Origin of the sequence: Bradyrhizobium sp. HKCCYLS2038, assembly GCF_051167655.1 — a bacterium.
In the GTDB taxonomy this organism is placed as follows: domain Bacteria; phylum Pseudomonadota; class Alphaproteobacteria; order Rhizobiales; family Xanthobacteraceae; genus Bradyrhizobium.
The window spans coordinates 184,505-209,805 of the sequence record NZ_JBNPTM010000004.1 but is presented as its reverse complement, the minus strand read 5'-3'; the positions used below and the strand labels follow the sequence as shown (position 1 = coordinate 209,805).

General features: G+C 65.6%; 27 protein-coding genes and 1 riboswitch. Of the genes, 20 read left to right on the top strand and 7 right to left on the bottom strand.

Annotation, left to right across the window (positions count from 1 at the left end; all coding sequences use genetic code 11):
• Positions 1–137: 137 nt before the first annotated feature.
• The 5 genes from ACQR1I_RS19020 to ACQR1I_RS19000 are packed head-to-tail and all read left to right on the top strand — an operon-like array spanning position 138 to position 4,667.
• The gene (locus tag ACQR1I_RS19020; protein ID WP_434866082.1) at positions 138–1,934 is read left to right on the top strand and encodes a dipeptide ABC transporter ATP-binding protein; all 1,797 of its coding nucleotides are present in this window, start codon (positions 138–140) and stop codon (positions 1,932–1,934) included.
• A gap of 23 nt (positions 1,935–1,957) precedes the next feature.
• Entirely contained in the window at positions 1,958–2,149 is a 192-nt protein-coding gene (locus tag ACQR1I_RS19015) for a DUF4089 domain-containing protein (RefSeq protein ID WP_434866081.1), read from the top strand.
• 10 nt (positions 2,150–2,159) lie between these two features.
• Positions 2,160–3,560: an AtzE family amidohydrolase gene (locus ACQR1I_RS19010; RefSeq protein WP_434866080.1), complete on the top strand. Its 1,401-nt coding sequence runs from the start codon at positions 2,160–2,162 to the stop codon at positions 3,558–3,560.
• Positions 3,541–3,933, top strand: coding sequence for an oxalurate catabolism protein HpxZ (hpxZ, locus tag ACQR1I_RS19005; protein ID WP_434866079.1), 393 nt, complete (start codon positions 3,541–3,543; stop codon positions 3,931–3,933). The genes ACQR1I_RS19010 and hpxZ overlap by 20 nt, the downstream gene beginning before the upstream one ends.
• A gap of 2 nt (positions 3,934–3,935) precedes the next feature.
• Positions 3,936–4,667, top strand: a complete 732-nt coding sequence (locus tag ACQR1I_RS19000) for a GntR family transcriptional regulator (RefSeq protein ID WP_434866078.1) — start codon at positions 3,936–3,938, stop codon at positions 4,665–4,667.
• An 87-nt stretch (positions 4,668–4,754) separates the two neighbouring features.
• Here ACQR1I_RS19000 and atzF read toward each other — a convergent pair whose 3' ends face one another.
• From atzF to ACQR1I_RS18985, 3 genes are all read right to left on the bottom strand, one after another.
• Positions 4,755–6,545 (bottom strand): allophanate hydrolase, encoded by a 1,791-nt coding sequence (gene atzF / locus ACQR1I_RS18995; protein ID WP_434866077.1) that lies wholly within the window; start codon positions 6,543–6,545, stop codon positions 4,755–4,757.
• A gap of 251 nt (positions 6,546–6,796) precedes the next feature.
• On the bottom strand, positions 6,797–7,339 hold the full coding sequence (locus tag ACQR1I_RS18990) for a DUF805 domain-containing protein (protein WP_434866076.1): 543 nt from the start codon (positions 7,337–7,339) through the stop codon (positions 6,797–6,799).
• Positions 7,340–7,661: 322 nt separating this feature from the next.
• On the bottom strand, positions 7,662–8,180 hold the full coding sequence (locus ACQR1I_RS18985; RefSeq protein WP_434866075.1) for a MarR family winged helix-turn-helix transcriptional regulator: 519 nt from the start codon (positions 8,178–8,180) through the stop codon (positions 7,662–7,664).
• A gap of 78 nt (positions 8,181–8,258) precedes the next feature.
• Between ACQR1I_RS18985 and ACQR1I_RS18980 the strand changes: the two genes are divergently transcribed.
• The 9 genes from ACQR1I_RS18980 (at position 8,259) to ACQR1I_RS18940 (ending at position 16,472) form a co-directional block, all read left to right on the top strand.
• Complete coding sequence (locus tag ACQR1I_RS18980) at positions 8,259–9,479, top strand: cytochrome P450 (protein ID WP_434866074.1); 1,221 nt, start codon at positions 8,259–8,261, stop codon at positions 9,477–9,479.
• Between the two features lie 8 nt (positions 9,480–9,487).
• A complete protein-coding gene (locus ACQR1I_RS18975; RefSeq protein ID WP_434866073.1) occupies positions 9,488–9,811 on the top strand; it encodes a 2Fe-2S iron-sulfur cluster-binding protein in 324 nt (107 codons plus the stop codon).
• Positions 9,812–9,853: 42 nt separating this feature from the next.
• Positions 9,854–11,074, top strand: coding sequence for an ABC transporter substrate-binding protein (locus ACQR1I_RS18970; protein WP_434866072.1), 1,221 nt, complete (start codon positions 9,854–9,856; stop codon positions 11,072–11,074).
• A 402-nt stretch (positions 11,075–11,476) separates the two neighbouring features.
• Positions 11,477–12,649 (top strand): ABC transporter substrate-binding protein, encoded by a 1,173-nt coding sequence (locus ACQR1I_RS18965; RefSeq protein ID WP_434866071.1) that lies wholly within the window; start codon positions 11,477–11,479, stop codon positions 12,647–12,649.
• A 141-nt stretch (positions 12,650–12,790) separates the two neighbouring features.
• Positions 12,791–13,708: a branched-chain amino acid ABC transporter permease gene (locus tag ACQR1I_RS18960; RefSeq protein WP_434866070.1), complete on the top strand. Its 918-nt coding sequence runs from the start codon at positions 12,791–12,793 to the stop codon at positions 13,706–13,708.
• A complete protein-coding gene (locus ACQR1I_RS18955) occupies positions 13,705–14,652 on the top strand; it encodes a branched-chain amino acid ABC transporter permease (protein WP_434866069.1) in 948 nt (315 codons plus the stop codon). Before ACQR1I_RS18960 ends, ACQR1I_RS18955 begins: the two co-directional genes overlap by 4 nt.
• Positions 14,645–15,415 (top strand): ABC transporter ATP-binding protein, encoded by a 771-nt coding sequence (locus tag ACQR1I_RS18950; RefSeq protein WP_434866068.1) that lies wholly within the window; start codon positions 14,645–14,647, stop codon positions 15,413–15,415. The genes ACQR1I_RS18955 and ACQR1I_RS18950 overlap by 8 nt, the downstream gene beginning before the upstream one ends.
• Positions 15,416–15,431: 16 nt before the next feature.
• Positions 15,432–16,136, top strand: a complete 705-nt coding sequence (locus ACQR1I_RS18945; RefSeq protein ID WP_434866627.1) for an ABC transporter ATP-binding protein — start codon at positions 15,432–15,434, stop codon at positions 16,134–16,136.
• Positions 16,137–16,340: 204 nt separating this feature from the next.
• Complete coding sequence (locus tag ACQR1I_RS18940) at positions 16,341–16,472, top strand: transporter (protein ID WP_434866067.1); 132 nt, start codon at positions 16,341–16,343, stop codon at positions 16,470–16,472.
• A 31-nt stretch (positions 16,473–16,503) separates the two neighbouring features.
• Here ACQR1I_RS18940 and ACQR1I_RS18935 read toward each other — a convergent pair whose 3' ends face one another.
• Positions 16,504–16,857: a hypothetical protein gene (locus ACQR1I_RS18935; protein ID WP_434866066.1), complete on the bottom strand. Its 354-nt coding sequence runs from the start codon at positions 16,855–16,857 to the stop codon at positions 16,504–16,506.
• 219 nt (positions 16,858–17,076) lie between these two features.
• Positions 17,077–17,179, top strand: a riboswitch (guanidine-I (ykkC/yxkD leader).
• A 75-nt stretch (positions 17,180–17,254) separates the two neighbouring features.
• Here ACQR1I_RS18935 and ACQR1I_RS18930 point away from each other — a divergent pair.
• The 5 genes from ACQR1I_RS18930 to ACQR1I_RS18910 all read left to right on the top strand — a co-directional run bounded on the left by ACQR1I_RS18930 (position 17,255) and on the right by ACQR1I_RS18910 (position 21,851).
• Entirely contained in the window at positions 17,255–18,325 is a 1,071-nt protein-coding gene (locus ACQR1I_RS18930) for a putative urea ABC transporter substrate-binding protein (protein ID WP_434866065.1), read from the top strand.
• Positions 18,326–18,496: 171 nt separating this feature from the next.
• Entirely contained in the window at positions 18,497–19,318 is an 822-nt protein-coding gene (locus ACQR1I_RS18925) for an ABC transporter permease (protein ID WP_434866064.1), read from the top strand.
• On the top strand, positions 19,318–20,091 hold the full coding sequence (locus tag ACQR1I_RS18920; protein WP_434866063.1) for an ABC transporter ATP-binding protein: 774 nt from the start codon (positions 19,318–19,320) through the stop codon (positions 20,089–20,091). The genes ACQR1I_RS18925 and ACQR1I_RS18920 overlap by 1 nt, the downstream gene beginning before the upstream one ends.
• Positions 20,092–20,139: 48 nt before the next feature.
• Positions 20,140–21,345 carry an agmatinase family protein gene (locus ACQR1I_RS18915; protein WP_434866062.1) on the top strand — a complete coding sequence of 402 codons (1,206 nt, stop codon included), beginning with the start codon at positions 20,140–20,142 and terminating at the stop codon, positions 21,343–21,345.
• Between the two features lie 137 nt (positions 21,346–21,482).
• Positions 21,483–21,851, top strand: coding sequence for a hypothetical protein (locus tag ACQR1I_RS18910; protein WP_434866626.1), 369 nt, complete (start codon positions 21,483–21,485; stop codon positions 21,849–21,851).
• Between the two features lie 3 nt (positions 21,852–21,854).
• On the opposite strand, the gene ACQR1I_RS18905 is transcribed toward ACQR1I_RS18910, so the two are convergent.
• The 3 genes from ACQR1I_RS18905 to ACQR1I_RS18895 form a co-directional block, all read right to left on the bottom strand.
• Complete coding sequence (locus ACQR1I_RS18905) at positions 21,855–22,115, bottom strand: hypothetical protein (RefSeq protein ID WP_434866061.1); 261 nt, start codon at positions 22,113–22,115, stop codon at positions 21,855–21,857.
• Between the two features lie 4 nt (positions 22,116–22,119).
• Entirely contained in the window at positions 22,120–22,473 is a 354-nt protein-coding gene (locus ACQR1I_RS18900; protein ID WP_434866060.1) for a PilZ domain-containing protein, read from the bottom strand.
• Positions 22,474–22,605: 132 nt separating this feature from the next.
• Complete coding sequence (locus tag ACQR1I_RS18895) at positions 22,606–23,529, bottom strand: helix-turn-helix transcriptional regulator (RefSeq protein ID WP_434866059.1); 924 nt, start codon at positions 23,527–23,529, stop codon at positions 22,606–22,608.
• A 127-nt stretch (positions 23,530–23,656) separates the two neighbouring features.
• Here ACQR1I_RS18895 and ACQR1I_RS18890 point away from each other — a divergent pair, with 127 nt between their 5' ends.
• Entirely contained in the window at positions 23,657–25,177 is a 1,521-nt protein-coding gene (locus ACQR1I_RS18890; protein ID WP_434866625.1) for a benzoate-CoA ligase family protein, read from the top strand.
• Positions 25,178–25,301 lie beyond the last annotated feature (124 nt).

Here is a 25,301-nt window from a genome sequence, read left to right as displayed (position 1 = left end):
GCGATGGGCGCGCCACACCCACACCCCGTCATTGCCGGGCTTGACCCGGCAATCCATCCCTTCGGACAGCCCTTCCTTGGCTCGATGGATGCGCGGGTCAGGCCCGCGCATGACGAGCGGGAAGAGTGGAGGCATCGATGACCGCCCAGCCGCTGCTCGACGTCCACGATCTCACGGTCGAATTCTCAACGCGCCGCGGCATCGTCAAGGCGGTGCAGCATGTCGACATCTCGGTGGCCAAAGGCGAGACGCTGGCGATCGTCGGCGAATCCGGTTCGGGCAAGTCGGTGACGTCCTACGCCGTCATGCGCATTCTCGACCGGGCCGGCCGCATCGCCGAGGGCTCGGTGATGTTCTCCGGCGTCGACGTCAAATCGGCGGACGAGAGTGCGATGCGCGATCTGCGCGGGCGCGAAATCTCGATGATCTTCCAGAACCCGCGCGCGGCGCTGAATCCGATCCGCAAGGTGGGCCAGCAGATCGAGGACGTGCTGAAGCAGCACGCCCAGGCGGCTGCCAGCGACCGCGCCGAGAAGGCGATCGCCGCGCTCGAGCAGGTCAAGATCGCGCGCCCGCGGGAGCGCTATCACGCCTATCCGTTCGAATTGTCGGGCGGCATGTGCCAGCGCGTCGTCATCGCGCTGGCACTCGCGTGCAATCCGCAGCTCCTGATCGCCGACGAGCCGACGACGGGTCTCGACGTCACGACGCAGAAGGCGGTGATGGACCTCGTCGTCGAGCTGACGAAAAGCCGCGGCATGTCGACGATCCTGATCACGCATGACCTCGGTCTCGCCGCCGCCTATTGCGACCGCGTCGTCGTGATGGAGAAGGGCCGGGTGGTCGAGACCGCCAAGGCCGCCGACATCTTCGCCAACCCGCAGCATCCCTACACACGCAAGCTGATGCGCGCCACACCGCGGCTCGGTGTGTCCTTGCGGGAGCTGCTGCCGGAGGAGGAGGCGTCAGCGTCGTCTCACGCACCGTCCGTCATGGCCGGGCTTGACCCGGCCATCCATCTCGCTTCGCAAGAGTCGTTCAAGGTGATGGACCCCCGGGTCGAGCCCGGGGGCGACGAGCGGAAATCGGGGACGTCGCGCCCACTCCTCCTCGTCGACAAGCTCGTCAAGGAATATCCGCGCCAGGGCGCCTCGGCGACGTTGTCAAAACTGTTCGGCCGCAAGCCGGCGATCGAGCCTGAGATGTTTCGCGCCGTGGACGGCATCAGCTTCACCGTCGGTCATGGCGAGAGCGTCGGCCTGGTCGGCGAGTCCGGCTGCGGCAAGTCGACCACGTCGATGATGGTGATGCGGCTGCTCGACCAGACCTCCGGCCGTATCAGCTTCGACGGCGAGGAGATCGGCAACATCCTGCCGCAAGCGTTCGCGCGGCTGCCGCTGCGCAGCCACATCCAGATGGTGTTCCAGGATCCCACCGACAGCCTCAACCCCCGCTTTACGGCAGCGCGGGCCATCGCCGATCCGATCCTGCAGCTCGGCGAGATCAAGGGGCGCAAAGCGCTCCGTGCGCGCTGCGAGGAGCTCGCGACGATGGTTGGCCTGCCGCTGAACCTGCTCGACCGCTTTCCGCACCAACTGTCGGGCGGCCAGAAGGCGCGCGTCGGCATCGCCCGTGCGATTGCGCTGCACCCAAAGCTGGTCATCCTCGACGAGCCGACTGCGGCGCTCGACGTCTCCGTGCAGGCGGTCGTGCTCAATCTGCTGCAGGATCTCAAGCAGCAGCTCGGCATGAGCTATCTGTTCGTCTCCCATGATTTGAATGTGGTGCGGTTGTTGTGCGATCGTGTGATCGTGATGCGGTCGGGCCGAATCGTCGAGCAGGGCACCTCCGAGCGTGTGCTAGGTGATCCGCAGGATGCCTATACGCGCGAGCTGCTGACGGCGATTCCGCACCCGCCGCTGCCGGCGCATTGAATGCGAGCTTGAGGGAGAGGCTGATGGCCGAAGCTTCGAACGGTTCTTCGGACGACTACATCGACGCGGTCGGGCGCGCGCTCGCGCTGCCGATCGAGGACGCCTGGCGGCCGGCGATCCGGGCCAATCTCGAGGTCTCGCTGCGCATGGCGAAGCTGGTCGACGAATTCTCCCTGCCTGATGAAACCGAGCCCGCCAGTGTCTTCACCGCTTGATTCGACCGAGATGTCCGCGAGTGCCATCGCTGCCGCGGTGAAGGCCGGCAAGCTTTCCGCCGTGGAAGCGACCGAAGCGACCCTTGCCTGCATCGCACGCCGCAACGGCGTGCTGAACGCCTTCACCGATGTCACCGCCGAGCGCGCCCGCGCCAAGGCGCGGGAGGTCGACGCGGCGATTGCGGCGGGCAAACCCGTCGGCCCGCTCGCCGGCGTGCCGTACGCGGTGAAGAATCTGTTCGACATCGCGGGACTGCCGACCCGCGCCGGCTCGAAGATCAATCGCGATCGTCCGGCGGCGGCGCGTGACGCGACACTGATCGAGCGGATGGATGCCGCCGGCGCCGTGCTCGTCGGCGCGCTCAACATGGGCGAATACGCCTATGACTTCACCGGCGAGAACGTTCACGACGGCCCGTCGCGCAATCCGCACGATCCGACGCGGATGAGCGGCGGTTCGTCCGGCGGTTCGGGCAGCGCCGTCGGCGGCGGCCTGGTGCCGATCGCGCTCGGCTCCGACACCAACGGCTCGATCCGTGTGCCGTCGTCGTTCTGCGGCATCTTCGGTCTGAAGCCGACCTATGGCCGACTGTCGCGCGCGCGCTCGTTTCCCTTCGTGGCGAGCCTCGATCACCTCGGCCCGTTCGCGCGCTCGGTCGAGGATCTCGCGCTCGCCTATGATGCGATGCAGGGGCCTGATCCCGATGACGCGGCCTGCACGGCGCGCGCGCCCGAGCCAGTCTCCGCGCTGTTGTCGCAGGGGCTCGGCGATCTGCGCATCGCCATCGCCGGCGGTCATTTTCAGAAGCATCTGTTTCCCGAAGCGACTGAGGCCGTCAGCCGTGTCGCCGCGGCGCTGAAGGTGACTGAGGTCGTCGAAGTGCCCGAAGCTGCGCGCGCCCGCGCGGCCGCCTACGTCATCAGCACCACGGAAGGCGCCTCGCTGCATCTCGACCGCTTGCGCACGCGGCCGAACGATTTCGATCCCGCGGTGCGCGATCGTCTGATTGCGGGCGCAATGATTCCGGCACCGATGGTCGACCGCGCGCAAAAATTCCGGCGCTGGTATCGCGCCCGGGTGCTCGACCTTTTCAAGTCCGTGGACGTGCTGATCGCGCCTGCGACGCCGTGCATTGCGCCGAAGCTCGGGCAGGCGACCTTCGTGCTCGATGGCGTCGAGCTGCCGGTGCGCGCGAATATCGGCATTCATACCCAGCCGATCTCGTTCATCGGACTGCCGGTTGTTGCGGTGCCGATTCCGCTCGAGCCGATGCCCATCGGCGTGCAGATCATTGCGGCGCCTTGGTGCGAACATATCGCAGTGCGTGTGGCCCACGCCTTGCAACAGCTTGGTGTCGCCGCTGCGCCGGCCCCGAGAGGAGTCCTGGAGAATGGAAGTCGATCTGCCTGACGTCGTTGCTGAAGTCACCGCGCAGTTCCAGCGCTATGAACAGGCGCTGGTCAGCAACGATGTAACCGTGCTCGACGAACTGTTCCGACAGGACTCCCGCACGCTGCGCTATGGCATCGGCGAGAACCTCTACGGCTACAGCGAGATTGCGGCCTTTCGCGCCGCCCGCTCGCCAGCCGGCCTGATGCGGCGCACGGCGCGCACGGTGATCTCGACCTATGGCCGCGACGCCGCCGTCGCCTCGACCCTGTTCTATCGCGACACCGCGCCCGGCAAGGTCGGGCGCCAGATGCAGACCTGGATCCGGTTTCCGGAGGGATGGCGGATCGTGGCCGCCCATGTCAGCATCATCGACGAAGCAAAAGGCGGCTGAGCATGAGCCTGGACGATCTTCCGCCGCGCACGCAGCCGCGGCTCGTTCGCGATTCCGCTCTGCCGCGCACGGAGCGTGCGCCGCCGGCCGTCGCCAAGATCACCCGCGCGGAGGAGCTGCGCCTGCAGCTCGCCGACGACATCGTGCGCGGCGCATTGGCGCCCGGCGCGCCGCTGGACGAGACCGAGATCGCCAAGCGGTTCAACGTATCGCGGACGCCGGTGCGCGAGGCGCTGCGCCAGCTCGCGGCCTCAGGACTGATCGAGGCGCGCGCGCATCGCGGTGCCGTGGTGGCGCGTCCGTCGATCGACCGGCTCACCGGCATGTTCGAGGCCATGGCGGAGCTCGAAGGCCTGTGCGCGGGGCTCGCGGCGCAGCGCATGACGCCGGTCGAGCGGCAGCGGCTCGAGGCGATCCATGAGGAGCTGCGCAATCTCAGCCACGCCGGCAATCCCGAGCGCTTCCACGAGGTCAACGAGCGCTTCCACAACGCGATCTATGCCGGTGCGCACAACGCCTACATCGCCGAGATCACTTTGGCGACCCGGGTGCGCGTACAGCCGTTCCGCCGCGCCCAGTTCCGCAATCTCGGCCGTCTCGCCAAGTCGCATGCCGAGCACGACCGCGTCGTCGTCGCCATCCTGCGCGGCGACAAGGCCGGCGCTGCGAACGCGATGCGCGCCCACATCGAACTGGTGCGTGGCGAATATGAGATCTACGCGGTGTCGGTGTAGGTTGCCGTCATTGCGAGCGCAGCGAAGCAATCCAGAGTCCTTGCTGAGCCCTGGATTGCTTCGCTGCGCTCGCAATGACGAAAATGATCAGCTCTTCCGCGCCATATACGCCCGCCAGCCGCCGAACTCCGAGATATCGCGGGCGCCGTCGAGGGCTGCGGGCTCGACGAGGAAGCCCTTGGCGGTGCGGCCGTCGGCCAGCCGGATGGTGCCGATCGAGAGCGGCGGCGGAATCAGGTTGACGAACTTGCCGAAGCTTGCGGCCGACAAGGCCCAGAGCTCGACCGCCATGGCGGTGCCGTGCCCCGGCTCGATCCTGATCATGCCGGGCTTGGGCGGCGTGGTCGACAGCGCATAGAGCTTGTAGTCCGGCGCGGTCGACGTCGCCTCCAGCAGGCGGCCGCCGAGGCTGGTCAGCTCGTGATTGAGCGCCATGCCGGAGAGATGCGCGCCGACCACGACGATCGCGATCTCGTCGCCATGCCGTGACAGTGACACGGGTGCGAGCGGCGGTTGCGGGATCGATTTCGCGCCGACCGGCAGCGCGGTGTCGGCGTGGAAGGCGCGGCCGAGGCTGGCGAGCGCGGCATCGCGGCCGGCTGGTGCCAGCAGCGTGATGCCGAACGGAATGCCGTCGCCGCGCATCGCGGCCGGCACCGCCAGTCCGCACAGGTCGAGCAGGTTGACGAAGTTGGTGTAGGTGCCGAGCCGGCTGTTGAGCAGGATCGGATCGGCGAGCACCTCCGCGGTCGTGTAGGCGGTCGGCGCCGTCGGCAGCACCAGCGCATCGACATCGGCGAAGGTGCGCTCGGCCACCTTGCGCAGCGCCTGCAAGCGATACAGCGCAGCGAACGTCTCGGCCGCACTGCCGCGCGCGCCGCCAATGGTGATCTCGCGCGTGACCGGATGGATCGCGTCGGGGTCGGAGGCCAAGAGATCGCGGATCACGAGATAGCGCTCGGCCACCCACGGGCCTTCATAGAGCAGCCGTGCGGTCTCGTAGAACGGCTCGAGGTCGAACTCCACGAGCTCGGCGCCGAGCGCCGCGAACCGCGCGACGGCCGCGCCATAGGCGGCTTCCGCCGCCTTGTCGCCGAAGAAGATCAGTTGCCCAGGACGGGGGACACCGAGCTTCACTTGCTTCGGGAAGGACATCACGGCCGCCACCGGCCGGTCGCGCGAGAACGGGTCGAGCGGATCGGGCGCGGCCATCACCGAGAGCGCCGTGACCGCATCGTCGACCGTCAGCGAAAACACCGAGATGCAGTCGAGCGTGCGGCAGGCCGGCACCAGCCCTGCGGTCGAGATCATGCCGAGGCTCGGCTTCAGCCCGACGATGTTGTTGAGCATCGCCGGCACGCGGCCGGAGCCCGCGGTGTCGGTCCCGAGCGACAGCGGCACCAGTCCTGCCGAGACCGCGACGGCGGAGCCGGAACTGGATCCGCCGGGCACGAGATCGGCGCGGACCGGGTTCTTGGGAATACCATAGGGCGAGCGCACGCCGACCAGGCCGGTGGCGAACTGGTCGAGATTGGTCTTGCCGATGATGATGGCGCCGGCCGCGCGCAGCCGCGCCACCGCCGTGGCATCGCGCGCGGGCGTGTAGGCGAAAGCGGGGCAGGCGGCCGTGGTCTGCAGGCCGGCGACGTCGATGTTGTCCTTGACCGGGACCGGCACGCCGTAGAGCGGCAGCGCCGCGGCGTCCTTGCCCGCAAGGGCCTCTGCCTCTGCGAGAACCGCCTTCTCGTCACGCAGGCTGATGAAGATGGCCGGGTCATTGTGCGCGCGGATGCGATCGAACGTACGCGCGACCGTGTCTTTCGGCGTCATCAGGCCGGCGCGGTGGGCGGCAACGATCTCGGCGACGGTCTCGGTCACGCGGCGCCTCGCGTGTGGATTGCGCTCAAGGTCTGGCTTGCCATTTTCCTATGCTCCCGCAACCACAGATCAGGCTGCGATGGTAGCAAGCGGCGTGCCATTGTGTACATTGCGCTCAGCAAGGCTGCTTTGGAAAAACGTTCCGTTTCAGCGCTTTAGGCGACTGTCTGCGCGGGCGACGGCCGCGCGCGTCCTGTAAAGCAGGCGATCTGCCTATATTTTGATCAGCCTATCACATTGCTGCTGAGCGATCAGTAGCCGCGCCGCCCGGCATCGCCGCCGGTGATGCGCGCCAGCCGTGCCTCGCTGGCCGAGGCGGGGCTGCGGGAGCCTCGGGCCGGAGCCGGCGTCCGGCTGATCAGAGTTCCGCCCGATGACGACGTATCGCCGGCGCTGCTGGGAAAGAACAGCAATGCGACGGTCAAGCCGAGATTGATCAGCGCCCCGGGCCACGTGCCGGCGTGCGACGACGTCGCTGCATAGTCCGGAAACCGGGTGGCAATGACGTAGTCCAGCGCCATGACGGCGATCCAAGCCGGGATGACACAGACCGGATCCCAGCCGATGTCGCGGAAGCGCATCGCCTGCAGCATCAGGTTCGCGATCAGGAACAGGCCGATCATCACCAGGACCGGCCCGGTGATCGCCAACGCCGACGTGTGTTGAAACGCGGCCGCGAGGCCGAAGGCCACGACGAAGGTGAGAGCGAGCGTGACGACGACGAGACCGATCGAGGCGAGGAAATAGTGCAGCCGCCCGAGGCGGAGATTGAAACCGAAGATGAACCCCAACATTCCGCCGCATCCCTTTCGCGCCGTGGCGCGACATCGCCCCGTCAACCCATAGCAGCGCGACATTTCCGGCCGGCTTCGCAGATCCATAAAAGTGGAGGCATTGCACGGCAGCCGTCGAATCCGATGAAATCTATCGTTGCCAAAGCAACTATTATGTGGAACGATCGGCAGCGAAGGTGAGGGCGCGGCAGAGCCGTGCCATCGAACAAGGGATGGAGACCCCATGCGCAGCCTGCTCGCCGCAGGCGCGACCGCTTGCGTGCGCGCAAACAGACAGTTGATGCGGGCGGTTCGGTGTCCCGACGGCTTTGGCCGTAGGGACTCAGCTTGCGCCGGTGACGGCGTCGAGATTGTCGTGGATACGGCGGAGCAAGGCGATCAGGACTTCCTGCTCGTCCTTGTCGAGGCACGCCAGCAGCCGCCGCTCGCGCTCCAATGCGGCAATGATGACCTTGTCGTGGGTCGCGCGGCCCTTCGCGGTGAGCGAGATCGAGTGGCTGCGGCCGTCCTGCGGATCGTTGCGGATCGCGATCAGGCCGCGGCTCTTCATCAGCGCCAGGGTGCGGCTCACAGGTCCCTTGTCGAAACCGATCACGCTGCAGATGCGCGAGGCCGGAATTCCGGGCTCGATCGCCAGCAGCGACATGATCCGCCATTCCGTGACGTTGACGCCGAAATTGCGCTGGTAGAACGCGGTGGCGCTGTTCGACAGCTTGTTGGCGATGAAGGTGATGAAGGCCGGCACATAGCGGTCGAGATCGAGCGTGAGGCCGTGCCCCCGACCTTGGCCCTCAGGCTCGCGCGGCTGCGCCTTGCGCGGCGTCCCCTGTTTCTCGCTCATGATCCCCGGGCATCCATGTGTCACCAGTCATAGGGATACGAAAAGCCGCATGACAAGGCCAAACTTCGGGAGGTCAGCATGAACCCAACAGGTCTTTCCGCCAGCGCTGTCGCGGCCGCGATTCCGCATCTCGGCATCGATCCGTTCTCGCTCGCCTTCTTCGACGATCCCTATCCCGCGCATCAGGAGATGCGCGAAGCTGGGCCCGTCGTCTATCTCGATGCGTGGAAGGTCTACGGCGTCGCGCGTTACGCGGAGGTCTACGCCGTCTTCAACGATCCCCAGACCTTCTGTTCCAGCCGCGGCGTCGGCTTGAGCGACTTCGCCAAGGAGAAGCCGTGGCGGCCGCCGAGCCTGATCCTCGAAGCCGATCCGCCGGCGCATACGCGGACCCGCGCAGTTCTGAGCAAGGTGCTGTCACCGGCTGTCATGAAGCGGCTGCGCGACGGCTTCATGGCCGCGGCCGAGGCCAAGGTGGATGAGCTTCTCGCGCGCGGCTCGTTCGATGCCATCCCCGATCTTGCCGAGGCCTATCCGCTGTCGGTCTTCCCTGATGCGCTCGGGCTGAAGCCGGAGGGCCGCGACCATCTCATTCCCTATGCGAGCCTGGTGTTCAATGCGTTCGGCCCGCCGAACGAATTGCGCCAGCAGGCGATCGAGCGCTCCGCGCCGCACCAGGCCTATGTCACCGAGCAGTGCCAGCGCGACAATCTCACGCCGGGCGGCTTCGGCGCCTGCATCCATGCTTTCAGCGACAGTGGCGAGATTGCGCCGGCCGAGGCGCCATTGCTGGTGCGCTCGCTGCTCTCGGCCGGCCTCGACACGACCGTCTACGGCATCGGCGCGGCCGTCTATTGTCTGGCGCGCTTCCCCGATCAATGGGCACGGCTGCGCGCCGATCCGTCGCTGGCGCGCAACGCCTTCGAGGAGGCGGTGCGGTTCGAGAGCCCGGTGCAGACCTTCTTCCGCACCACGACTGTTGACGTCGAGCTCGGCGGCGTCACGATCCCGGAAGGCGAGAAGGTGCTGATGTTCCTAGGGAGCGCCAATCGCGATCCGCGCCGCTGGGAGCAGCCGGACAACTACGACGTCACGCGAAAGGTCTCCGGCCATGTCGGCTTCGGCTCGGGCATCCACATGTGCGTCGGCCAGCTCGTCGCACGGCTCGAAGGCGAGGCGGTGCTGACCGCACTGGCGCGCAAGGTCGCGAGCATCACGATGAGCGGCACGCCGGTGCGCCGCTACAACAACACGCTGCGCGGGCTGGAGAGCCTGCCGGTCACCTTCACTCCAGCCTGAGCGATCCCATGACGACGATCACCTTCATTCATCCCGACAACCGCAGTGAGACCGTGGAGGCCGCAGACGGCGACAGCGTCATGCTGGCCGCGCTGACGCATGGCGTCGACGGCATCGTCGCCGAATGCGGCGGCAACGCGGTCTGCGCCACCTGCCATGTCTATGTCGACGACACCTGGACGGCGAAGCTCGGTCCGGTCTCCGACGACGAGGATGCGCTGCTCGACGGCACAGCCGCCGAGCGGCTGCCGAACAGCCGGCTGTCGTGCCAGATCAAGGTGCAGCCGGCGCTCGCCGGGCTCGTGGTGCGCATTCCGGACCGGCAGAGCTGAGTCTTTCGAAATCAAAACAAGAAACACACGGGGAAGGATTTCATGAAGCATCTGAACACTTGCGCCTTGGCGCTGGTGACGTCGCTCGGTCTGGCCGGCACCGCATCCGCCGGCGAGATCTCGGACAGTGTCGTACGTGTCGGCGTGCTCAACGACATCTCCGGCATCTTCCAGGACACCAACGGCATGGGCTCGGTCGAGGCCGCGCGCATGGCGGCGGAGGATTTCAATGGCGGCGGCAAAGGCATCAAGGTCGAGATCGTCTATGCCGATCACCAGAACAAGGCCGATGTCGGCTCGGCGATCGTGCGCAAATGGCTGGATGTCGACAAGGTCGACGCGGTCGTCGACGTGCCCAATTCGGCCGTCGGTCTGACCGTCAACGAGCTCCTGCGGAACAGCCGGATGACGTTCCTGGCCTCGTCGACGGCGAGCTCCGACCTCACCGGCAAGGCCTGCTCGCCGAACACCATTCAATGGGTCAACGACGCCTGGGCGACCGGCAACACCACCGCCGCCGCGATGCTGGGCCGCGGCGGCAAGGACTGGTATTTCATCACGGTCAACTACGCGCTCGGCCAGGGCATCGAGGCGGAGGCGACCAACTACATCGAGAAGCACGGCGGCAAGGTGCTGGGCTCAGCCAAGCATCCGCTCGGCACCGCGGACTTCGCTTCCTTCCTGCTGCAGGCGCAGGGGTCCAAGGCGAAGGTGATCGGATTGGCCAATGCCGGGGGCGACACCATCAACGCCGTCAAGCAGGCCGCCGAGTTCGGCATCCAGCAGGGTGGCCAGTCGCTGGTCGCGTTCCTGCTGTTCATCAACGACGTCCACGGCATGGGCCTGAAGGCGGCGCAGGGCCTGCAGCTGCTCGAGGCATTCTACTGGGACATGGACGATGACACCCGCGCCTTTGCCAAGCGCTTCGCGGCGCGCCCGGGCATGAATGGCAAGATGCCGAGCGGCAACCAGGCCGGGGTCTACGCCTCGACGCTCGCTTATCTCAACGCGGTCGCGGCGACCGCCAGCGATGACGCCAAGGACGTCGTTCCGCAGATGAAGACGTTCAAGGGCAAGGACAGACTGTTCGGCGACGTCACCATCCGTGCCGACGGCCGCGTGGTGCATCCGATGTATCTGTTCGAGGTCAAGAAGCCGGAGGAGGCGAAGTATCCCTACGACTACTATCGTCTGGTCTCGACGATCCCGGCCGAGCAGGCGTTTCGGCCGATGGCTGATGGTGGGTGCGCCCTGGTGAAGTGACGCGGTTCGGTTGGGCTAGGCACATCGCAGGCAATACTCGTCCGCCAAGACCAACTGCTAATTAGTCACTCCGTCATGCCCGGGCTCGACCCGGGCATCCACGTCGAGCGGCGGGCTTTGGACGACGTGGATGGCCGGGACAAGCCCGGCCATGACGGCGGCTGTGGGGACGGCTTCCGCTTTCATGAGCTTCTCAAGCCCTCTGCTGTGCCGCAGCATTCTTAACAGGCACTATAGTTCTTGCCTTTGCCCGCTTCCGGGAATTATGGTGCATGGATCGATGGCGCGCAGGGCGAGCTCCGCGCGACAGAACATTGCGGCGAAACGCCGCCGCCGGCCGCGCTGCTGCGTGCCGGTGACGAAACAACGATAAGAACGATGCAGAATAGGGGAGGGAAGACCATGAAGACGAGCTTCTGGCTGGCAGGCGCCGCGGCGCTGCTGTTTTCGAGCACGGCCTTTGCCGGCGACACCATCAAGATCGGCTTCGTTTCGACCTTCAGCGGTCCGACCGCCGTGATCGGCAACGACATGCGCAATTCGTTCGAGCTCGCGCTCGATCATATTGGCCGCAAGATGGACGGCAAGCCGGTCGAGGTGATCTACGAGGACGACCAGCAGAAGCCTGACGTCGGCAAGCAGAAGACCGAGAAGTTGGTGCAGTCCGACAAGGTCGATTTCATCGTCGGCTATATCTGGTCGAACGTGCTGCTGGCCTCGCTGAAAACAGCGGTGGATTCCCAGACCTTCCTGATCTCGGCGAATGCCGGCCCGTCGCAGCTCGCCGGCGAATTGTGCTCGCCTTACGTGTTCTCGACCTCCTGGCAGAACGACCAGACGCCCGCGGCGATGGGCCTCTACATGAACCAGAAGAACGTAAAGTCGGTGTTCCTGATCGGCCCGAACTACGCGGCCGGCAAGGATATGCTGGCGGGCCTGAAGAGCACCTTCAAGGGCCAGGTCGTCGGCGAGGAATATACGGTCTGGCCGAGCCAGCTCGACTTCTCGGCCGAGCTCTCCAAGGCCCGCGCCTCCGGCGCCGAGTCGATCTTCGTGTTCTATCCGGGTGCTGCCGGCGTGCAGTTCCTCAATCAGTACGCGCAGGCCGGCCTCAAGGAGAAGATGCCGCTCTATACCGCCTTTACGGTCGACGAATTGTCGCTGCCGCTGCAGAAGGACAATGCGATCGGCGTCCCCGGCGCCCAGGAATGGGTCAACGACCTGCCCAACGAGCAGAACAAGACCTTCGTCGCCGACTACCGCAAGAAGTACACCGGCCTGCGCCCGACCTATTACGGTGCCCAGGCCTATGACGCGGCGCAACTCATCAACAGCGCGGTGGTTGCAGTCAAGGGCGATACGTCCAAGAAGGACGCGATGAAGGCCGAGATGGAGAAGGCCAACTTCAAGTCGTTGCGCGGCGGCTTCAAGTTCGGCAACAACCACATCCCGATCCAGAACTTCTACCTCCAGGACGTGGTCAAGGATGCCGACGGCCAGCTGTCGCTGAAGACGGTAGCGACCATCGTCGAGAACGACCAGGACCGCTTCCACGACAAGTGCCCGATGAAGTAAGCAAAAAGAATCCTGGCCGGCGCGGACCGGCCTGGAATTTGCTTGAAGCTTAAAACATCTTCGTCCTAAGATCAGGGACGGACATGGCGGCAGCGCCTGCAACGGTTCTGCCGCCGTCTTTTTGAGCGTGAAGTGAGGGGCATGCTTCTCGTCGTCGAACAATTCCTGAACGGGCTGCAGTTCGGACTGCTGCTGTTCCTGCTGGCTGCCGGCCTGACGCTGGTGTTCGGCATCATGGACCTTGTCAACCTCGCCCACGGCTCGCTCTACATGATGGGCGCCTATTTCGCGGCGACCTTCGTGGCCTGGACCGGCAGCTTCGTGCTCGGCGCCGTCCTGGCGCTCGGTGCCACGCTTCTGCTCGGCATCGTGCTCGAATTCACGGCACTGCGCCATCTCTATGGGCGCGACCATCTCGATCACGTGCTCGCGACCTTCGGCCTGATCCTGTTCTTCAACGAGGCGGTCCGGCTGATCTGGGGGCCGGCAGGCCTCGCGCTGCCGCTGCCGTCCTGGCTCGCCTTTCCGGTCACGATCATGCCGGGCATCCAATATCCGGCCTATCGGCTCGCGATCATCGTCGTCGCCCTGCTGGTGGCGCTGCTGCTCTATCTCGGCGTGATGCGCACCCGCATCGGCATGCTGATCCGGGCCGGCGCCTCCAACCGCGAGATGATCGGCGCGCTCGGCATCAACATCAAGCTGCTCTACACGCTGGTGTTCGGGCTCGGCGCCGCACTCGCCGGGCTTGCCGGCCTGATGCAGGCGCCGATCCTCACGGTGCAGATCGGCATGGGCGAGAACATCCTGATCCTTGCCTTCGTCGTGATCGTGATCGGCGGCATCGGCTCGATCCGCGGCGCCTTCATCGCCGCGATCATGATCGGCCTGATCGACACCATGGGTCGTGCGTTCCTGCCCAATCTGCTGCGCCAGGTGCTGAATTCCGCGTCGGCGTCCACCGCGGCGCCGGCGCTGTCGTCGATGCTGATCTATCTCCTGATGGCGATCGTGCTGGTGGCGCGGCCTGAAGGTCTGTTCCCGGCCAACCGCAGATGAAATCACAGCTCAACGTTTCGACCATCGTGGCCGCCCTGGTCGTAGCCGGCCTGGTGCTGCTGCCGGTCTATTCGAACCTCAGCGGCAACATCTTCATCCTGACGCTGTTCACCCGCATCGTGATCCTGGCGCTGGCGGCCGTCAGCCTGAACCTGTTGATGGGCTATGGCGGCATGATGAGCTTCGGCCATGCCGCCTATCTCGGCATCGGCGGCTACGCCGTCGGCATCCTGGCGCAGGAGGGCATCGGCTCCGGTTGGGCGCAGTTTGCTGTGGCGATCGCGGTGTCGGCGCTCTATGCGCTGGTGATCGGCGCGCTGTCGCTGCGCACCCGCGGCGTCTACTTCATCATGATCACCTTGGCCTTCGCTCAGATGGCCTATTACGTTGCCTCCGGCCTCGCGCGCTACGGCGGAGACGACGGCCTCACGGTGTACAAGCGCAGCGATTTCGGCGGCCTGGTCAATCTCGGCAACCGCGTGCAGTTCTATTATCTCTGCCTGTTCTGCCTGCTCGGCGTCGTCGTGCTGGTCTGGCGCATCGTCAATTCGCGCTTCGGCCTGGTGCTGCAGGGCCTGCGCTCCAACGAGCAGCGCATGCAGGCGATCGGCTTTCCGTCGAAGCGCTACAAGCTCGCCTGCTTCGTCATCGCCGGCATGCTGTGCGGGCTGTCGGGCGCGCTGCTCGCCAACAACACCGATTTCGTCAGTCCCGCCGTGATGTACTGGACCCGCTCTGGTGACCTGATGGTGATGGTGATCCTCGGCGGCATGGGCACATTGATGGGACCGGTCGTCGGCTCCGTCGTGTTCCTGGTGCTGGAAGAGGTGCTGTCGCAGCTCACTGAATATTGGGCGCTGATCATGGGGCCGCTGCTGCTGCTGATCGTGCTGTTCGGACGCGGCGGCATCATGGGCATGCTCGGGAGATTGAACCGTGGCTGAACCGCTGCTTCGCGTCGACAATCTGGTGCGCCGCTTCGGCGGCATCATTGCCACCGATCACGTCTGCCTCGACGTCTCCAAGGGCGAGATCCACGCCATCATCGGTCCCAACGGCGCTGGCAAGACCACCTTGATCAGCCAGCTCACCGGCCACCTCGCGCCGCATGGCGGCCGCATCTTCCTCGGCGGCCGCGACATCTCGCATTTCCCGGCCTACAAGCGCAGCGCCCTCGGTCTGGCGCGCTCGTTCCAGATCACCTCGCTGCTGACCGACTTCACCGCGGCGGACAATGTCGCGCTCGCGGCGCAGGCCCACGACGGCAAGCATTCGTTCCGCTTCTTCGCCAATGTGCGCAAGGAGAAGGCGCTGCGCGATGTCGCGCGTGCCGCGCTGGAGCGCGTCGGGCTCGGCCATCGCGCCGACGTGCTGGTGTCCCGGCTCAGCCACGGCGAACAGCGCGAGCTGGAGCTGGCGGTTGCGCTCGCGACCAAGCCGCAGATCATGCTGCTGGATGAACCGATGGCCGGTCTCGGCGTGACGGAATCCCAACGCATGGTGAAGCTGTTGGCCGAGCTGCGCAGCGAGGTCTCGATCGTGCTGGTCGAGCACGACATGGAGGCGGTGTTCGCGCTGGCCGATCGGATCTCGGTGCTGGTCTACGGCCGCATCATCGCCTCGGGCGCGCCGGATGACATCCGCCAGAACGAGGAGGTCAAGCGCGCCTATCTCGGCGATCAGCACGTGGTGGTTGGCCATGGGTGATCAAGGAACGAGCGCCATGCTGCTCGAGGTCGAAGGCATCGAGACCTGCTACGGTCTAAGCCAAGTCCTGTTCGGCCTGTCGCTGGCGATCCGTCCGGGCGAGATGGTCTCGCTGATGGGCCGCAACGGCATGGGCAAGACCACAACGATCCGCTCGATCATGGGCCTGACCCAGGCGCGCGCCGGCGTGATCCGCTTCTCTGGCCAGGAGACGCGCAAGCTGCCGTCCTACCGGATCGCCCAGCTCGGCATCGGCCTCGTGCCGGAGGGGCGGCAGATCTTCCCGAATCTCACCGTCACGGAAAATCTGGTGGCAGCCTCGACCAACCGGCTCGGCGCTGGTGATCCGTGGACGCTGGACAAGATCCACGCGCTGTTCCCGCGGCTCGCCGAGCGCGGCAGCAACATGGGCAATCAGCTCTCCGGCGGCGAGCAGCAGATGTTGGCGATCGGCCGCGCGCTGATGACCAATCCCAAGCTCCTGATCCTCGACGAGGCGACCGAAGGCCTGGCGCCGCTGATCCGCGAGGAGATCTGGAATTGCCTGTCGCTCTTGAAATCGCGCGGGCAATCGATCCTGGTGATCGACAAGAACGTCGGTCACCTCACCCGCATCTGCGATCGCCACTACATCATCGAGCGCGGCCGCACGGTGTGGAGCGGCACCTCGGAGCAGCTGATGGCGGAACCGGAGCTGCAGCATCGCTATCTCGGGATTTGAGGGCGCGTTCCCGGCAAGACGCTTTGGAGGCGGATTGACTCACGTCAAGACCATGTTGCGCGCGGGCGCGTAGATCTTTCGGCAGCCGTGCCGGTGCGCCGATTTTTCGCATTGAGGTGCGGCCGGGACGGGACTATTCTCCAGGGTAGTGTTTTGTTTTGCCTTTTATCAAAGGTTGAGCAAATGCGTGTACCTCATCTTCGAATGGAAGCACCGAAACGTGCCGTGGCCGGCCTGCGCGGCTTCTGGTCGGACCACTCCGACCTTGAGACGGCGCTGTGCATCGCCTTCATGCTGATCGTCGGAATCATCGTCAAGCTGACGCCGCCAACCTAGGCGCCCGCGAACTGCGATCTCCGAACAGCTGTCAGCGCTCGAACGGGATGTACTTCTGGTACTCCTTCGGCACCCGGCTGCGGTAGCGCGACGGCACCGTGCCGCTGCGCAGCGAGTGCTCAACCTCCTGCCGCGTGGTCCGCGTCCGTTTCTTTTTCGGCGCGGCCGCCTCGTTCGCCGGCTTCGCTTCACCTGCCTTGTCGGAGGACGCGGCGGAGGCCGGAGCGGTCGGCGTTGCGGCAGGAGCCGAACTGGGGCCGGGGCTCGGGCTGGGTGTGGGCTGGGCCGGCGCATCGGCAGCCGGGGCGCTCTGTGCGACCGCCGCGCCGGATGCGAGGCTCAGAGCCAGGACGCTCGCGACTGCAATCCCCGAGAACTTGATCATATCGACGGAACTCCACACCATTGCGACTGATGAGCTGGCCTTGTGAGGTCGTCCGCACGTTGCGACGGGTTCATGCACCATGTGCATGGCCAATGTTCGTCGCGGGCCTTATCGCTCAAGAAGAATTCTGTGTGCCAGCTTTTTGAGCACAGCGTGCCGCTGGTTCCATTGAATCGCAAGCGTTTTTCCCTGGCACGCGGCTTGCTGACCTAGTTGCTCAGAGTTGGCAGCTAGGGTTCCGGTTCTCTTCGAGAGAACGCTGGTCCGAGAGCAGCCGCCAGGGGAGAGCCCTGGTGCACGGCGGGATAAAAACCCGGGAGACCTCAGTGGCCGCGCTTGGCAGGCTCGAGGTTGTTTTTGCCAGTCCGCAGGTCACAAAACCAATGAGGGACTGGACATGTTCAACGCACGAAAACTGTTTGTTGCCCTGCTCGCGGCGTCGACGCTGGCGACCGCATCGTTCTCACCAGCAGCAGCTGAGAAGAAGAAGGAATTCAACATCGCCTGGACGATCTATGTCGGCTGGATGCCGTGGCCCTATGCCGCCGAGTCCGGGATCGTCAAGAAATGGGCCGACAAATACGGCATCACGATCAAGGTCACCCAGATCAACGACTACGTCGAGTCGATCAACCAGTACACCGCCGGCAAGTTCGATGGCGTGACCGTCACCAACATGGACGCGCTGACGATTCCCGCCGCGGGCGGCGTCGATACGTCCGCAATCATCATGGGTGACTACTCGAACGGCAATGACGGCGTCGTGCTCAAGAAGGGCAAGACCATGGCCGACATCAAGGGCCAGAAGGTCAACCTCGTCGAACTCTCGGTGTCGCACTATCTGCTGGCGCGCGGTCTGGAGACTGCGAAGCTGTTCGAGAAGAACATCAAGACCGTCAACACCTCGGACGCCGACATCGTCGCGGCGGCGAAGTCGCTGGACACGACGGCGGTCGTCACCTGGAATCCGCAGCTGCTCGAAGTGAAGGCGGAGCCGGGCGCCACGCTGGTGTTCGACTCCAGCAAGATCCCGGGCGAGATCGAGGATCTCCTTGTCGTCAACAGCGCGACGCTGAAGGACAATCCGGAGCTCGGCAAGGCGCTGGTCGGCATCTGGTACGAGACCATCGCGCTGATGAAAGATCAGAGCGAGAAGGGCAAGGCCGCGCGCGAGGCGATGGCCAAGCTCTCCGGCACCGATCTCGCGGGCTTCGAGACCCAGCTCAAGACCACCTTCATGTACTACGAGCCGAAGGACGCGCTCGCCTTCATGACCGGGCCGGAGCTGCCGAAGATCATGGACCACGTCCGCACCTTCTGCTTCGACCACAATCTGCTCGGCGAGAACGTGAAGTCGAAGGACGCCGTCGGCATCTCCACGCCGACGAAGGCGCTGGGCTCCACGACCAACGTCAAGCTACGGTTTGACCCGACCTACATGAAGATGGCGGCGGACGGGAAGCTCTAAGCTGTCAGCGCAACCGGTCTCAACCCTCATCCTGAGGAGCTCGCGCAAGCGAGCGTCTCGAAGGATGAGGCCCGATTGCGGCCTCATGGTTCGAGACGGCGCTTTCGCGCCTCCTCACCATGAGGGGCAGCTTTGAAGCCGGCGCTAAACGTTGACCATGGGAGTCCCGCAATGCCGCGTGCGATGAACATCGTTCCGAACCGGGGTAGCCGGATGCTGCTGGCGTTGCTGCCGTTCCTGCTGATCGCGCTGATCTACGTGGTCGGCTCGGCGCAGCGGCGGGCTGACAATCCCGACGACAAGCTGCTGCCGCCGGTCTCGGAGATGGTCGCGACCTCGAAGCGGCTCGCGACCGAGCCGGACCGGCGTTCCGGCGACTACGTGCTGTGGTCGGATACGGCGGCGAGCCTGCAGCGCCTTGCGCTCGGGCTCGGCATCTCCGCCGTCATCGGTCTCACGCTCGGTCTGGCGATCGGATTGCTCCCCGTCGCCGGCGCCGGCTTCGGCACGCTCGTCGCGGTGCTGTCGATGATCCCGCCGATGGCGGTGCTGCCGGTGCTGTTCATCGTGTTCGGCCTCGGTGAGCTGTCGAAGGTGGTTCTGATCATCATCGGCGTCACGCCGACCCTGGTCCGCGACCTCTCGCTCGAGGTGCAGAACATGCCGCGCGAGCAGCTGATCAAGGCGCAGACATTGGGCGGCTCGACCTGGCAGGTCGCGATCCGCGTGGTGCTGCCGCAGATCATGCCGCGGCTGATCCAGGGGCTGCGGCTGATGATCGGTCCCGCCTTCCTGTTCCTGATCTCGGCTGAGGCGATCGCCTCCGATGTCGGCCTCGGCTACCGCATCTTCCTCGTGCGGCGCTATCTGTCGATGGACGTGATCCTGCCCTACGTCGTCTGGATCACCTTGCTCGCCTACGTCTTCGACTACGCGCTGGTGTGGTTCGGCCAGCGCGCCTTCCCTTGGGCCTATGCGCGAGCGAGCCACTGATGAGCACGCTGTCCTTCCGCAACGTCTGGGTGGAGTACGGCAACCAGGTCGTGCTCGAACGCATCAATCTCGAGATCGCCTCCGGCACCTTCCTGTCGATCGTCGGTCCCTCCGGCGCGGGAAAGAGCACGTTCCTGCGGCTGATCCTCGGTCAGGAGAGACCGAGCCAGGGCGCGGTGCTGCTCGACGGTCAGCCGTTTCCGGCGGAGCCCGGTCCCGACCGCGGCATCGTATTCCAGCGCTACTCGGTGTTTCCGCATCTGACCGTGCTCGGCAACGTGCTGCTCGGCTATGAGATGGCCGCCAGTCCGCTCACCGCGCGGCTGTTCGGCACGGCGCGCAAGGAGGCGATCGAGAAGAGCCGCGCGCTGATCGAGGCGGTCGGCCTCGGTCCCCACGCCGACAAATATCCGAGCGCGCTGTCCGGCGGCATGCAGCAGCGGCTCGCGATCGCGCAGGCGCTGGCCAAGCAGCCGCGCGTGCTCTTGCTCGACGAGCCCTTTGGCGCGCTCGATCCCGGGACCCGCGCGCAGATGCATGCGCTGATCAAGCCGCTGTGGCGCGAGCACAAGATGACCATCGTGATGGTCACCCACGACATCAAGGAGGCGTTCGGCCTCGCCACGCGGCTGATCGCGCTCGACCGTCCACGCAAGGACCCGCAGGCGCCGGAGCGGTTCGGCGCGCGCATCACCTACGACCTCGATCTCACCCGCGACAGCCCCGTGCCCGTGCTCGGCTTCATCCGCGCCAGCGTGCAGGCGGCGCAATAACAAGACCCAGAAGAAACGCAAGACTCAAAAGAAACGAAGGAGAACTCCATGTCATTCCCAGTCATGCGGCGCACCCGCCGTGCCGGCCTGCAGCCGCAGCGCCAGACCCTGCGCCGTCACCATCCGGATTTCGACAAGATGGCCACGCAGGGCTGGCAGGCGCTGGAGGCCGAGGGCAAGCTGTCCAGCAATGGCTGGCGCAGGGAGAAGCAATGGGCGCTCGACATGGGCCTGCCCGGCTCGGACAGCCTGACCGATCGCGAGATCCCGACGTTTGCGCGCGGCGAGCTGCCGCATTTCGCCGGGATCAACACCTTCATGAAGGCGCCCTATGTCGAGAACGTCCGCGACGTCGGCAAATACGACGCGGCCGTGATCGGCATTCCCTTCGATTCCGGCACCACCTATCGTCCCGGCACCCGCTTCGGGCCGCAGGGCATCCGCCGCATCTCGGCGCTGTACACGCCCTACAACTACGAGCTCGGCGTCGACCTGCGCGAGCAGATGACCTTGTGCGACGCCGGCGACGTCTTCACCATTCCGGCGAACCTGGAAAAGAGCTTCGACCAGATCAGCCGCGGCGTCGCGCATGTGTTTTCGTCCGGCGCGCTGCCGATCATGCTCGGCGGCGACCATTCGATCGGCTTCCCTTGCGTGCGCGGCATCGCGCAATGCACCGACAAACGCATCGGCATCATCCATTTCGACCGCCACATCGACATCCAGGAGAAGGATCTCGACGAGCGCATGCACACCACGCCCTGGTACTGGGCGACCAATCTGCCGAACGTCTCGCCGACCAATCTGGTGCAACTCGGCATCGGCGGCTGGCAGGTGCCGCGCGAGGGCGTCGAGGTCGCGCGCAAGCGCAACACCAACGTGCTGACCATCGCCGACATCGAGAAGATCGGCCTGGAGAAGACCGCCGAGATCGCGCTGGAGCTGGCCTGGAAGGATGCCGACGCCGTCTACATCTCGTTCGACGTCGACTCCATCGATTGCGGCTTCGTGCCCGGCACCGGCTGGCCGGAGCCCGGCGGCTTCCTGCCGCGCGAGGCGCTCAAGCTGCTCGGCCTCGTCGCCGCCGAGGGCCTGTGCGGGCTCGAGGTCGTCGAGGTCTCGCCGCCCTACGATACGTCCGATATCACCGCGCTGATCGGCGTCCGCGTCGTCGTCGAGGCGCTGGGCTCGATGGTCGCCCACGGCAAGCTCGGAAGCCACAAGTCCATCATCAACAAGCCGGTCAGCTTCTGAGGCTCTCGATGCGACACCACCATCACGGCCATCATCATCACGACCATGGCCATCAGCATGATCATGATCACCACCATGATCACGATCATCCGCCGCATGGCCCGGGGCACAATCACCCGCATGGCCATCGCTCCCCCGTGCAGTGGCAGACGCCGCATCAGCCGGAAGGCGCCAAACCGGCGGCGGTGGTCGAGCCCGATCTCGACAAGGTCGAAGCCGCCTTCGTCGACGGCTTCATCGCCGCGCCCGATCCGACCAGCTTCCTGCGGCTCGCGCGCATCCCGTTCGAGATCTTGCGGGAGGGCAGCAGCCTCAAGCTGCTGCGCGTCGAGATCGACGCGCTGACCGACGTCGGCAGCCTGACGCCGCATCTCGGCGGCGGCACCTTCCGCTACGATCCGCTGCCGTCGAACTTCATCTCGCGCCGCCGCCGCCTGCGCTTCATCTATTTCGACGGCGCCGGCCTGACCCCGCTGACCTATGCGGAGCTGCGCGAGATCGAATGACATTCAAGGCAGCGGCGTTCGCTTGAGCGCCGCAGCCAGCGCCTCGAAGCGGCCCACGACTTCCGGCAGCACGAAAGCGCGCACGGTCGATGCCGCCGCGATGCCGATCAGCAGCACGATCACATATTGCGCGACGAGCAGCAGCGCGAGGCGCCCAAGCCAGGACCTGCGCGGGGCACGTTCGACAGCGAACGCCGCGTCCCGCGCAAGCGGGGCGGGCCATGGGAGCATCAGCTCATCGTGCTCGGGTGAGGTCTCGGACATCAGCTCAATGGCCCGACAGCATCTGCTCGAGACGCGATTTGAGCTGCTTGTTGGTGCGATCGCGCAGGCGCTGCGCGCGCGCCCATTCCAGCGGAATCACGTCGCGGTCCGGCGCGTCGAAGACGAGGCCGGCACCTTCGCTGTCGCGCCACACCATGCGGGCCTGCCGTGACCAGCCGCGCCGCTCGATCGCCAGATCGACGCGATCAGGCAGCAGCGCGGACCCGTCGACCTCGAGCCGGACGCCGCGGTCGCTGAAGTTGCGCACGACGCAAGCGAGCGTCGAGCAGCCGGAATTGAAGGTGAGAACCCCGCCATAATAGACGCGCTGGCGGGCCTCGCGACGGCGTTCTTCCATGATACGTCCTCCGGTCACTTAACGCATTATTAAGCAATCAAAGGGTGTATGGCCACCGTCGGCGGTATTAAAATGACGGCAGTGGTTAATCTGGGGGCTTGTGTTACCGCAGCGGTCGTCACGCGGGCGGTTTCACCCGCGCGCGAACATCCGCGCCTCGTTGGCGATGACCGGCTTCACGGCGTCGCCGAGCCGTGCGGCCGCCGCATCGACCGACAGCCCCGCCGTATCGACCACAGCATTCGCCCGCGCATACAGCGGCTCGCGGCTCGCCAGGATGTTGCGGAGCTCGGCCATCGCCGAGCGGTCGTCGGCCATCGGGCGGAGGTCGCCCTGCTTGCGCACGCGGCCCATGTGCTCCTCGGGCTCGGCCTTCAGCCAGATCGTGTAGAACGCGTTGAGGATGAGATCGAAGGTCACGGGCTCGGAGACGATGCCGCCGCCGGTCGCCAGCACCATCAGCTCCTTGCGCGCCAGCAGCTGCACCAGCGCGGCCTGCTCCATGCGGCGAAAACCTTCTTGGCCATAGAGCGCGATGATCTCAGCGACCGACAGTCCGTTCTGCCGCTCGATCTCCTTGTTGAGCTCGACGAAGCTCCAGCCGACGCGCTCGGCGAGCATGCGGCCGAGCGTCGATTTGCCGGCGCCGCGCAGGCCGATCAGCGCGATGCCTGAGAACGCACGCCGCAGCGGCGCTGACGAGCCGCCGGCGAGCAGCTCCTTCACTTGCGCGATCTGGCTCGGGCTCGCCTTCTTCAGCAGGTCGCGGATGACCGGCCAGTCCGGCGATGGCTCGCCGCCGGGAATGATGTCGTCGAGCGGGGCGTTGATGGCGTTGGCGATGCGGCGCAGCAGCACGATCGAGACGTTGCCCTTGCCGCTTTCGAGCTGGGCGATGTAGCGCTCGGAAATCCCGGACACCTCGGCCAGCACCTTGCGCGACATGCCCGCGAGGCCGCGCATCCGCCGCACCCGCTGGCCCAGCTGGTCGAGGAAATCGGTCTCGGCCGCGGATGGGCCGGCATCGTCCCTGGCAGCGTCGCTGTTGAGCGCCATGTCCCTCTGACTTCTCTTGAAGCGGAAACATAATGCCGGGGAGGATTGACAGCAAGCGATGTTGGTGGCCATCTATGAATTATAATTCAAAAATCCGGGGAGGAATGCCGTGAAGTCGTACAATGCGGTGTCGTGGCTGCTCGACCGCAATGTCGAGGCGGGCCGCGGCGACAAGCTCGCCTACACGGACACTGTCTCCGAGCTGACCTATCGTGGCCTGCAACAGCAGTCCTGTCGCGTCGCCAACATGCTGCGCCGCCTCGGCGTCCGCCGCGAGGAGCGCGTGGCGATGATCATGCTCGACACGGTGGATTTCCCGGCGGTGTTTCTCGGCGCCATGCGCGCCGGCATCGTCCCTGTGCCGCTCAACACGCTGCTGACCTCGGAGCAATACGCATACGTGCTGGCCGACTGCCGCGCCCGCGTGCTGTTCGTCTCCGAGGCGCTGTATCCGGTCGTGAAGGACATCGTCGGGCGGATGCCCGATCTCGACTGCGTCGTCGTCTCCGGCGCCAATGCGTTCGGCCACAAGCTGCTGTCCGAAGAGCTTGCGGGCGAGAGCGATCAGTTCGACACGGTCGCGACCCACGAGGACGAGCCGGCATTCTGGCTGTATTCGTCGGGCTCGACCGGCATGCCCAAAGGCGTGCGCCACCTGCACGGCAATCTCGCGGCGACCGCCGAGACCTACGCCAGCCAGGTGCTCGGCATCCGCGAGAGCGACGTCTGCCTGTCCGCGGCAAAGCTGTTCTTCGCCTATGGCCTCGGCAACGCGCTGACCTTCCCGCTGTCGGTCGGCGCCACCACGATCCTCAATTCCGAGCGGCCGACGCCGTCTTTGATGTTCAAGCTGCTCAACCGCTACAACCCGACCATCTTCTACGGCGTGCCGACCTTGTTCGCCGCGATGCTGCACGATGAATCGCTGCGCCACGAAAAGACGGGCTCCGCGTTGCGCATCTGCACCTCGGCCGGCGAGGCGCTGCCGGAGTCCGTCGGCAATGCCTGGAAGGCACGCTTCGGCGTCGACATTCTCGACGGCGTCGGTTCGACCGAGCTGTTGCACATCTTCCTGTCGAACGCGCCCGGCGACATCAAATACGGCTCCTCGGGCCGCCCGGTGCCCGGTTATCAAGTGCGCCTCGTCAACGATGCCGGTCAGGATGTGCCGGATGGCGAGGTCGGCGAGATGCTGGTGCATGCGCCATCGGCCGGCGAGGGCTATTGGAACCAGCGCCACAAGACGCGTACCACTTTCGAGGGCTATTGGACGCGCACCGGCGACAAATATGTCCGCGACACCGACGGCCGCTACACCTTCTGTGGCCGTTCCGACGACATGTTCAAGGTCTCGGGAATCTGGGTGTCGCCGTTCGAGGTCGAAAGCGCGCTGATCACGCATCCTTCCGTGCTCGAAGCCGCCGTCGTGCCGGACGCCGATCCGGAAGGGCTGTTGAAGCCGAAGGCCTATGTCGTGCTGCGCCCGAGCGTCGACCGCTCGACCCTGCACGATCAGCTCAAGGAGCACGTCAAGCAGAAGATCGGCCCGTGGAAATATCCGCGCTGGATCGAGGTGGTGGATTCTTTGCCCAAGACCGCAACGGGCAAGATCCAGCGCTTCAAGCTGCGCGAGGGAACTAATCAGTAATTGGCCCCCTCTTAGTCGTTGGCCCAACTCACAATGATTGTCATGGCCGGGCTTGACCCGGCCATCCATCCCGCCGCGGCGAAAAAAGACGTGGATGCCCGGGCCTTCGCCGCGCCGAAGCGGC

Excerpts from the sequence above, each read along its gene's own strand:
- ACQR1I_RS19020 (WP_434866082.1), top strand. The coding sequence starts at position 138 with ATGACCGCCCAGCCGCTGCTCGACGTCCACGATCTCACGGTCGAATTC.
- ACQR1I_RS19015 (WP_434866081.1), top strand. The coding sequence starts at position 1,958 with ATGGCCGAAGCTTCGAACGGTTCTTCGGACGACTACATCGACGCGGTC.
- ACQR1I_RS19010 (WP_434866080.1), top strand. The coding sequence starts at position 2,160 with ATGTCCGCGAGTGCCATCGCTGCCGCGGTGAAGGCCGGCAAGCTTTCC.
- hpxZ (WP_434866079.1), top strand. The coding sequence starts at position 3,541 with ATGGAAGTCGATCTGCCTGACGTCGTTGCTGAAGTCACCGCGCAGTTC.
- ACQR1I_RS19000 (WP_434866078.1), top strand. The coding sequence starts at position 3,936 with ATGAGCCTGGACGATCTTCCGCCGCGCACGCAGCCGCGGCTCGTTCGC.
- ACQR1I_RS18990 (WP_434866076.1), bottom strand. The coding sequence starts at position 7,339 with ATGTTGGGGTTCATCTTCGGTTTCAATCTCCGCCTCGGGCGGCTGCAC.
- ACQR1I_RS18985 (WP_434866075.1), bottom strand. The coding sequence starts at position 8,180 with ATGAGCGAGAAACAGGGGACGCCGCGCAAGGCGCAGCCGCGCGAGCCT.
- ACQR1I_RS18980 (WP_434866074.1), top strand. The coding sequence starts at position 8,259 with ATGAACCCAACAGGTCTTTCCGCCAGCGCTGTCGCGGCCGCGATTCCG.
- ACQR1I_RS18975 (WP_434866073.1), top strand. The coding sequence starts at position 9,488 with ATGACGACGATCACCTTCATTCATCCCGACAACCGCAGTGAGACCGTG.
- ACQR1I_RS18970 (WP_434866072.1), top strand. The coding sequence starts at position 9,854 with ATGAAGCATCTGAACACTTGCGCCTTGGCGCTGGTGACGTCGCTCGGT.
- ACQR1I_RS18965 (WP_434866071.1), top strand. The coding sequence starts at position 11,477 with ATGAAGACGAGCTTCTGGCTGGCAGGCGCCGCGGCGCTGCTGTTTTCG.
- ACQR1I_RS18960 (WP_434866070.1), top strand. The coding sequence starts at position 12,791 with ATGCTTCTCGTCGTCGAACAATTCCTGAACGGGCTGCAGTTCGGACTG.
- ACQR1I_RS18955 (WP_434866069.1), top strand. The coding sequence starts at position 13,705 with ATGAAATCACAGCTCAACGTTTCGACCATCGTGGCCGCCCTGGTCGTA.
- ACQR1I_RS18945 (WP_434866627.1), top strand. The coding sequence starts at position 15,432 with ATGCTGCTCGAGGTCGAAGGCATCGAGACCTGCTACGGTCTAAGCCAA.
- ACQR1I_RS18940 (WP_434866067.1), top strand. The coding sequence starts at position 16,341 with ATGGAAGCACCGAAACGTGCCGTGGCCGGCCTGCGCGGCTTCTGGTCG.
- ACQR1I_RS18935 (WP_434866066.1), bottom strand. The coding sequence starts at position 16,857 with ATGATCAAGTTCTCGGGGATTGCAGTCGCGAGCGTCCTGGCTCTGAGC.
- ACQR1I_RS18930 (WP_434866065.1), top strand. The coding sequence starts at position 17,255 with ATGTTCAACGCACGAAAACTGTTTGTTGCCCTGCTCGCGGCGTCGACG.
- ACQR1I_RS18925 (WP_434866064.1), top strand. The coding sequence starts at position 18,497 with ATGCCGCGTGCGATGAACATCGTTCCGAACCGGGGTAGCCGGATGCTG.
- ACQR1I_RS18920 (WP_434866063.1), top strand. The coding sequence starts at position 19,318 with ATGAGCACGCTGTCCTTCCGCAACGTCTGGGTGGAGTACGGCAACCAG.
- ACQR1I_RS18915 (WP_434866062.1), top strand. The coding sequence starts at position 20,140 with ATGTCATTCCCAGTCATGCGGCGCACCCGCCGTGCCGGCCTGCAGCCG.
- ACQR1I_RS18905 (WP_434866061.1), bottom strand. The coding sequence starts at position 22,115 with ATGTCCGAGACCTCACCCGAGCACGATGAGCTGATGCTCCCATGGCCC.
- ACQR1I_RS18900 (WP_434866060.1), bottom strand. The coding sequence starts at position 22,473 with ATGGAAGAACGCCGTCGCGAGGCCCGCCAGCGCGTCTATTATGGCGGG.
- ACQR1I_RS18895 (WP_434866059.1), bottom strand. The coding sequence starts at position 23,529 with ATGGCGCTCAACAGCGACGCTGCCAGGGACGATGCCGGCCCATCCGCG.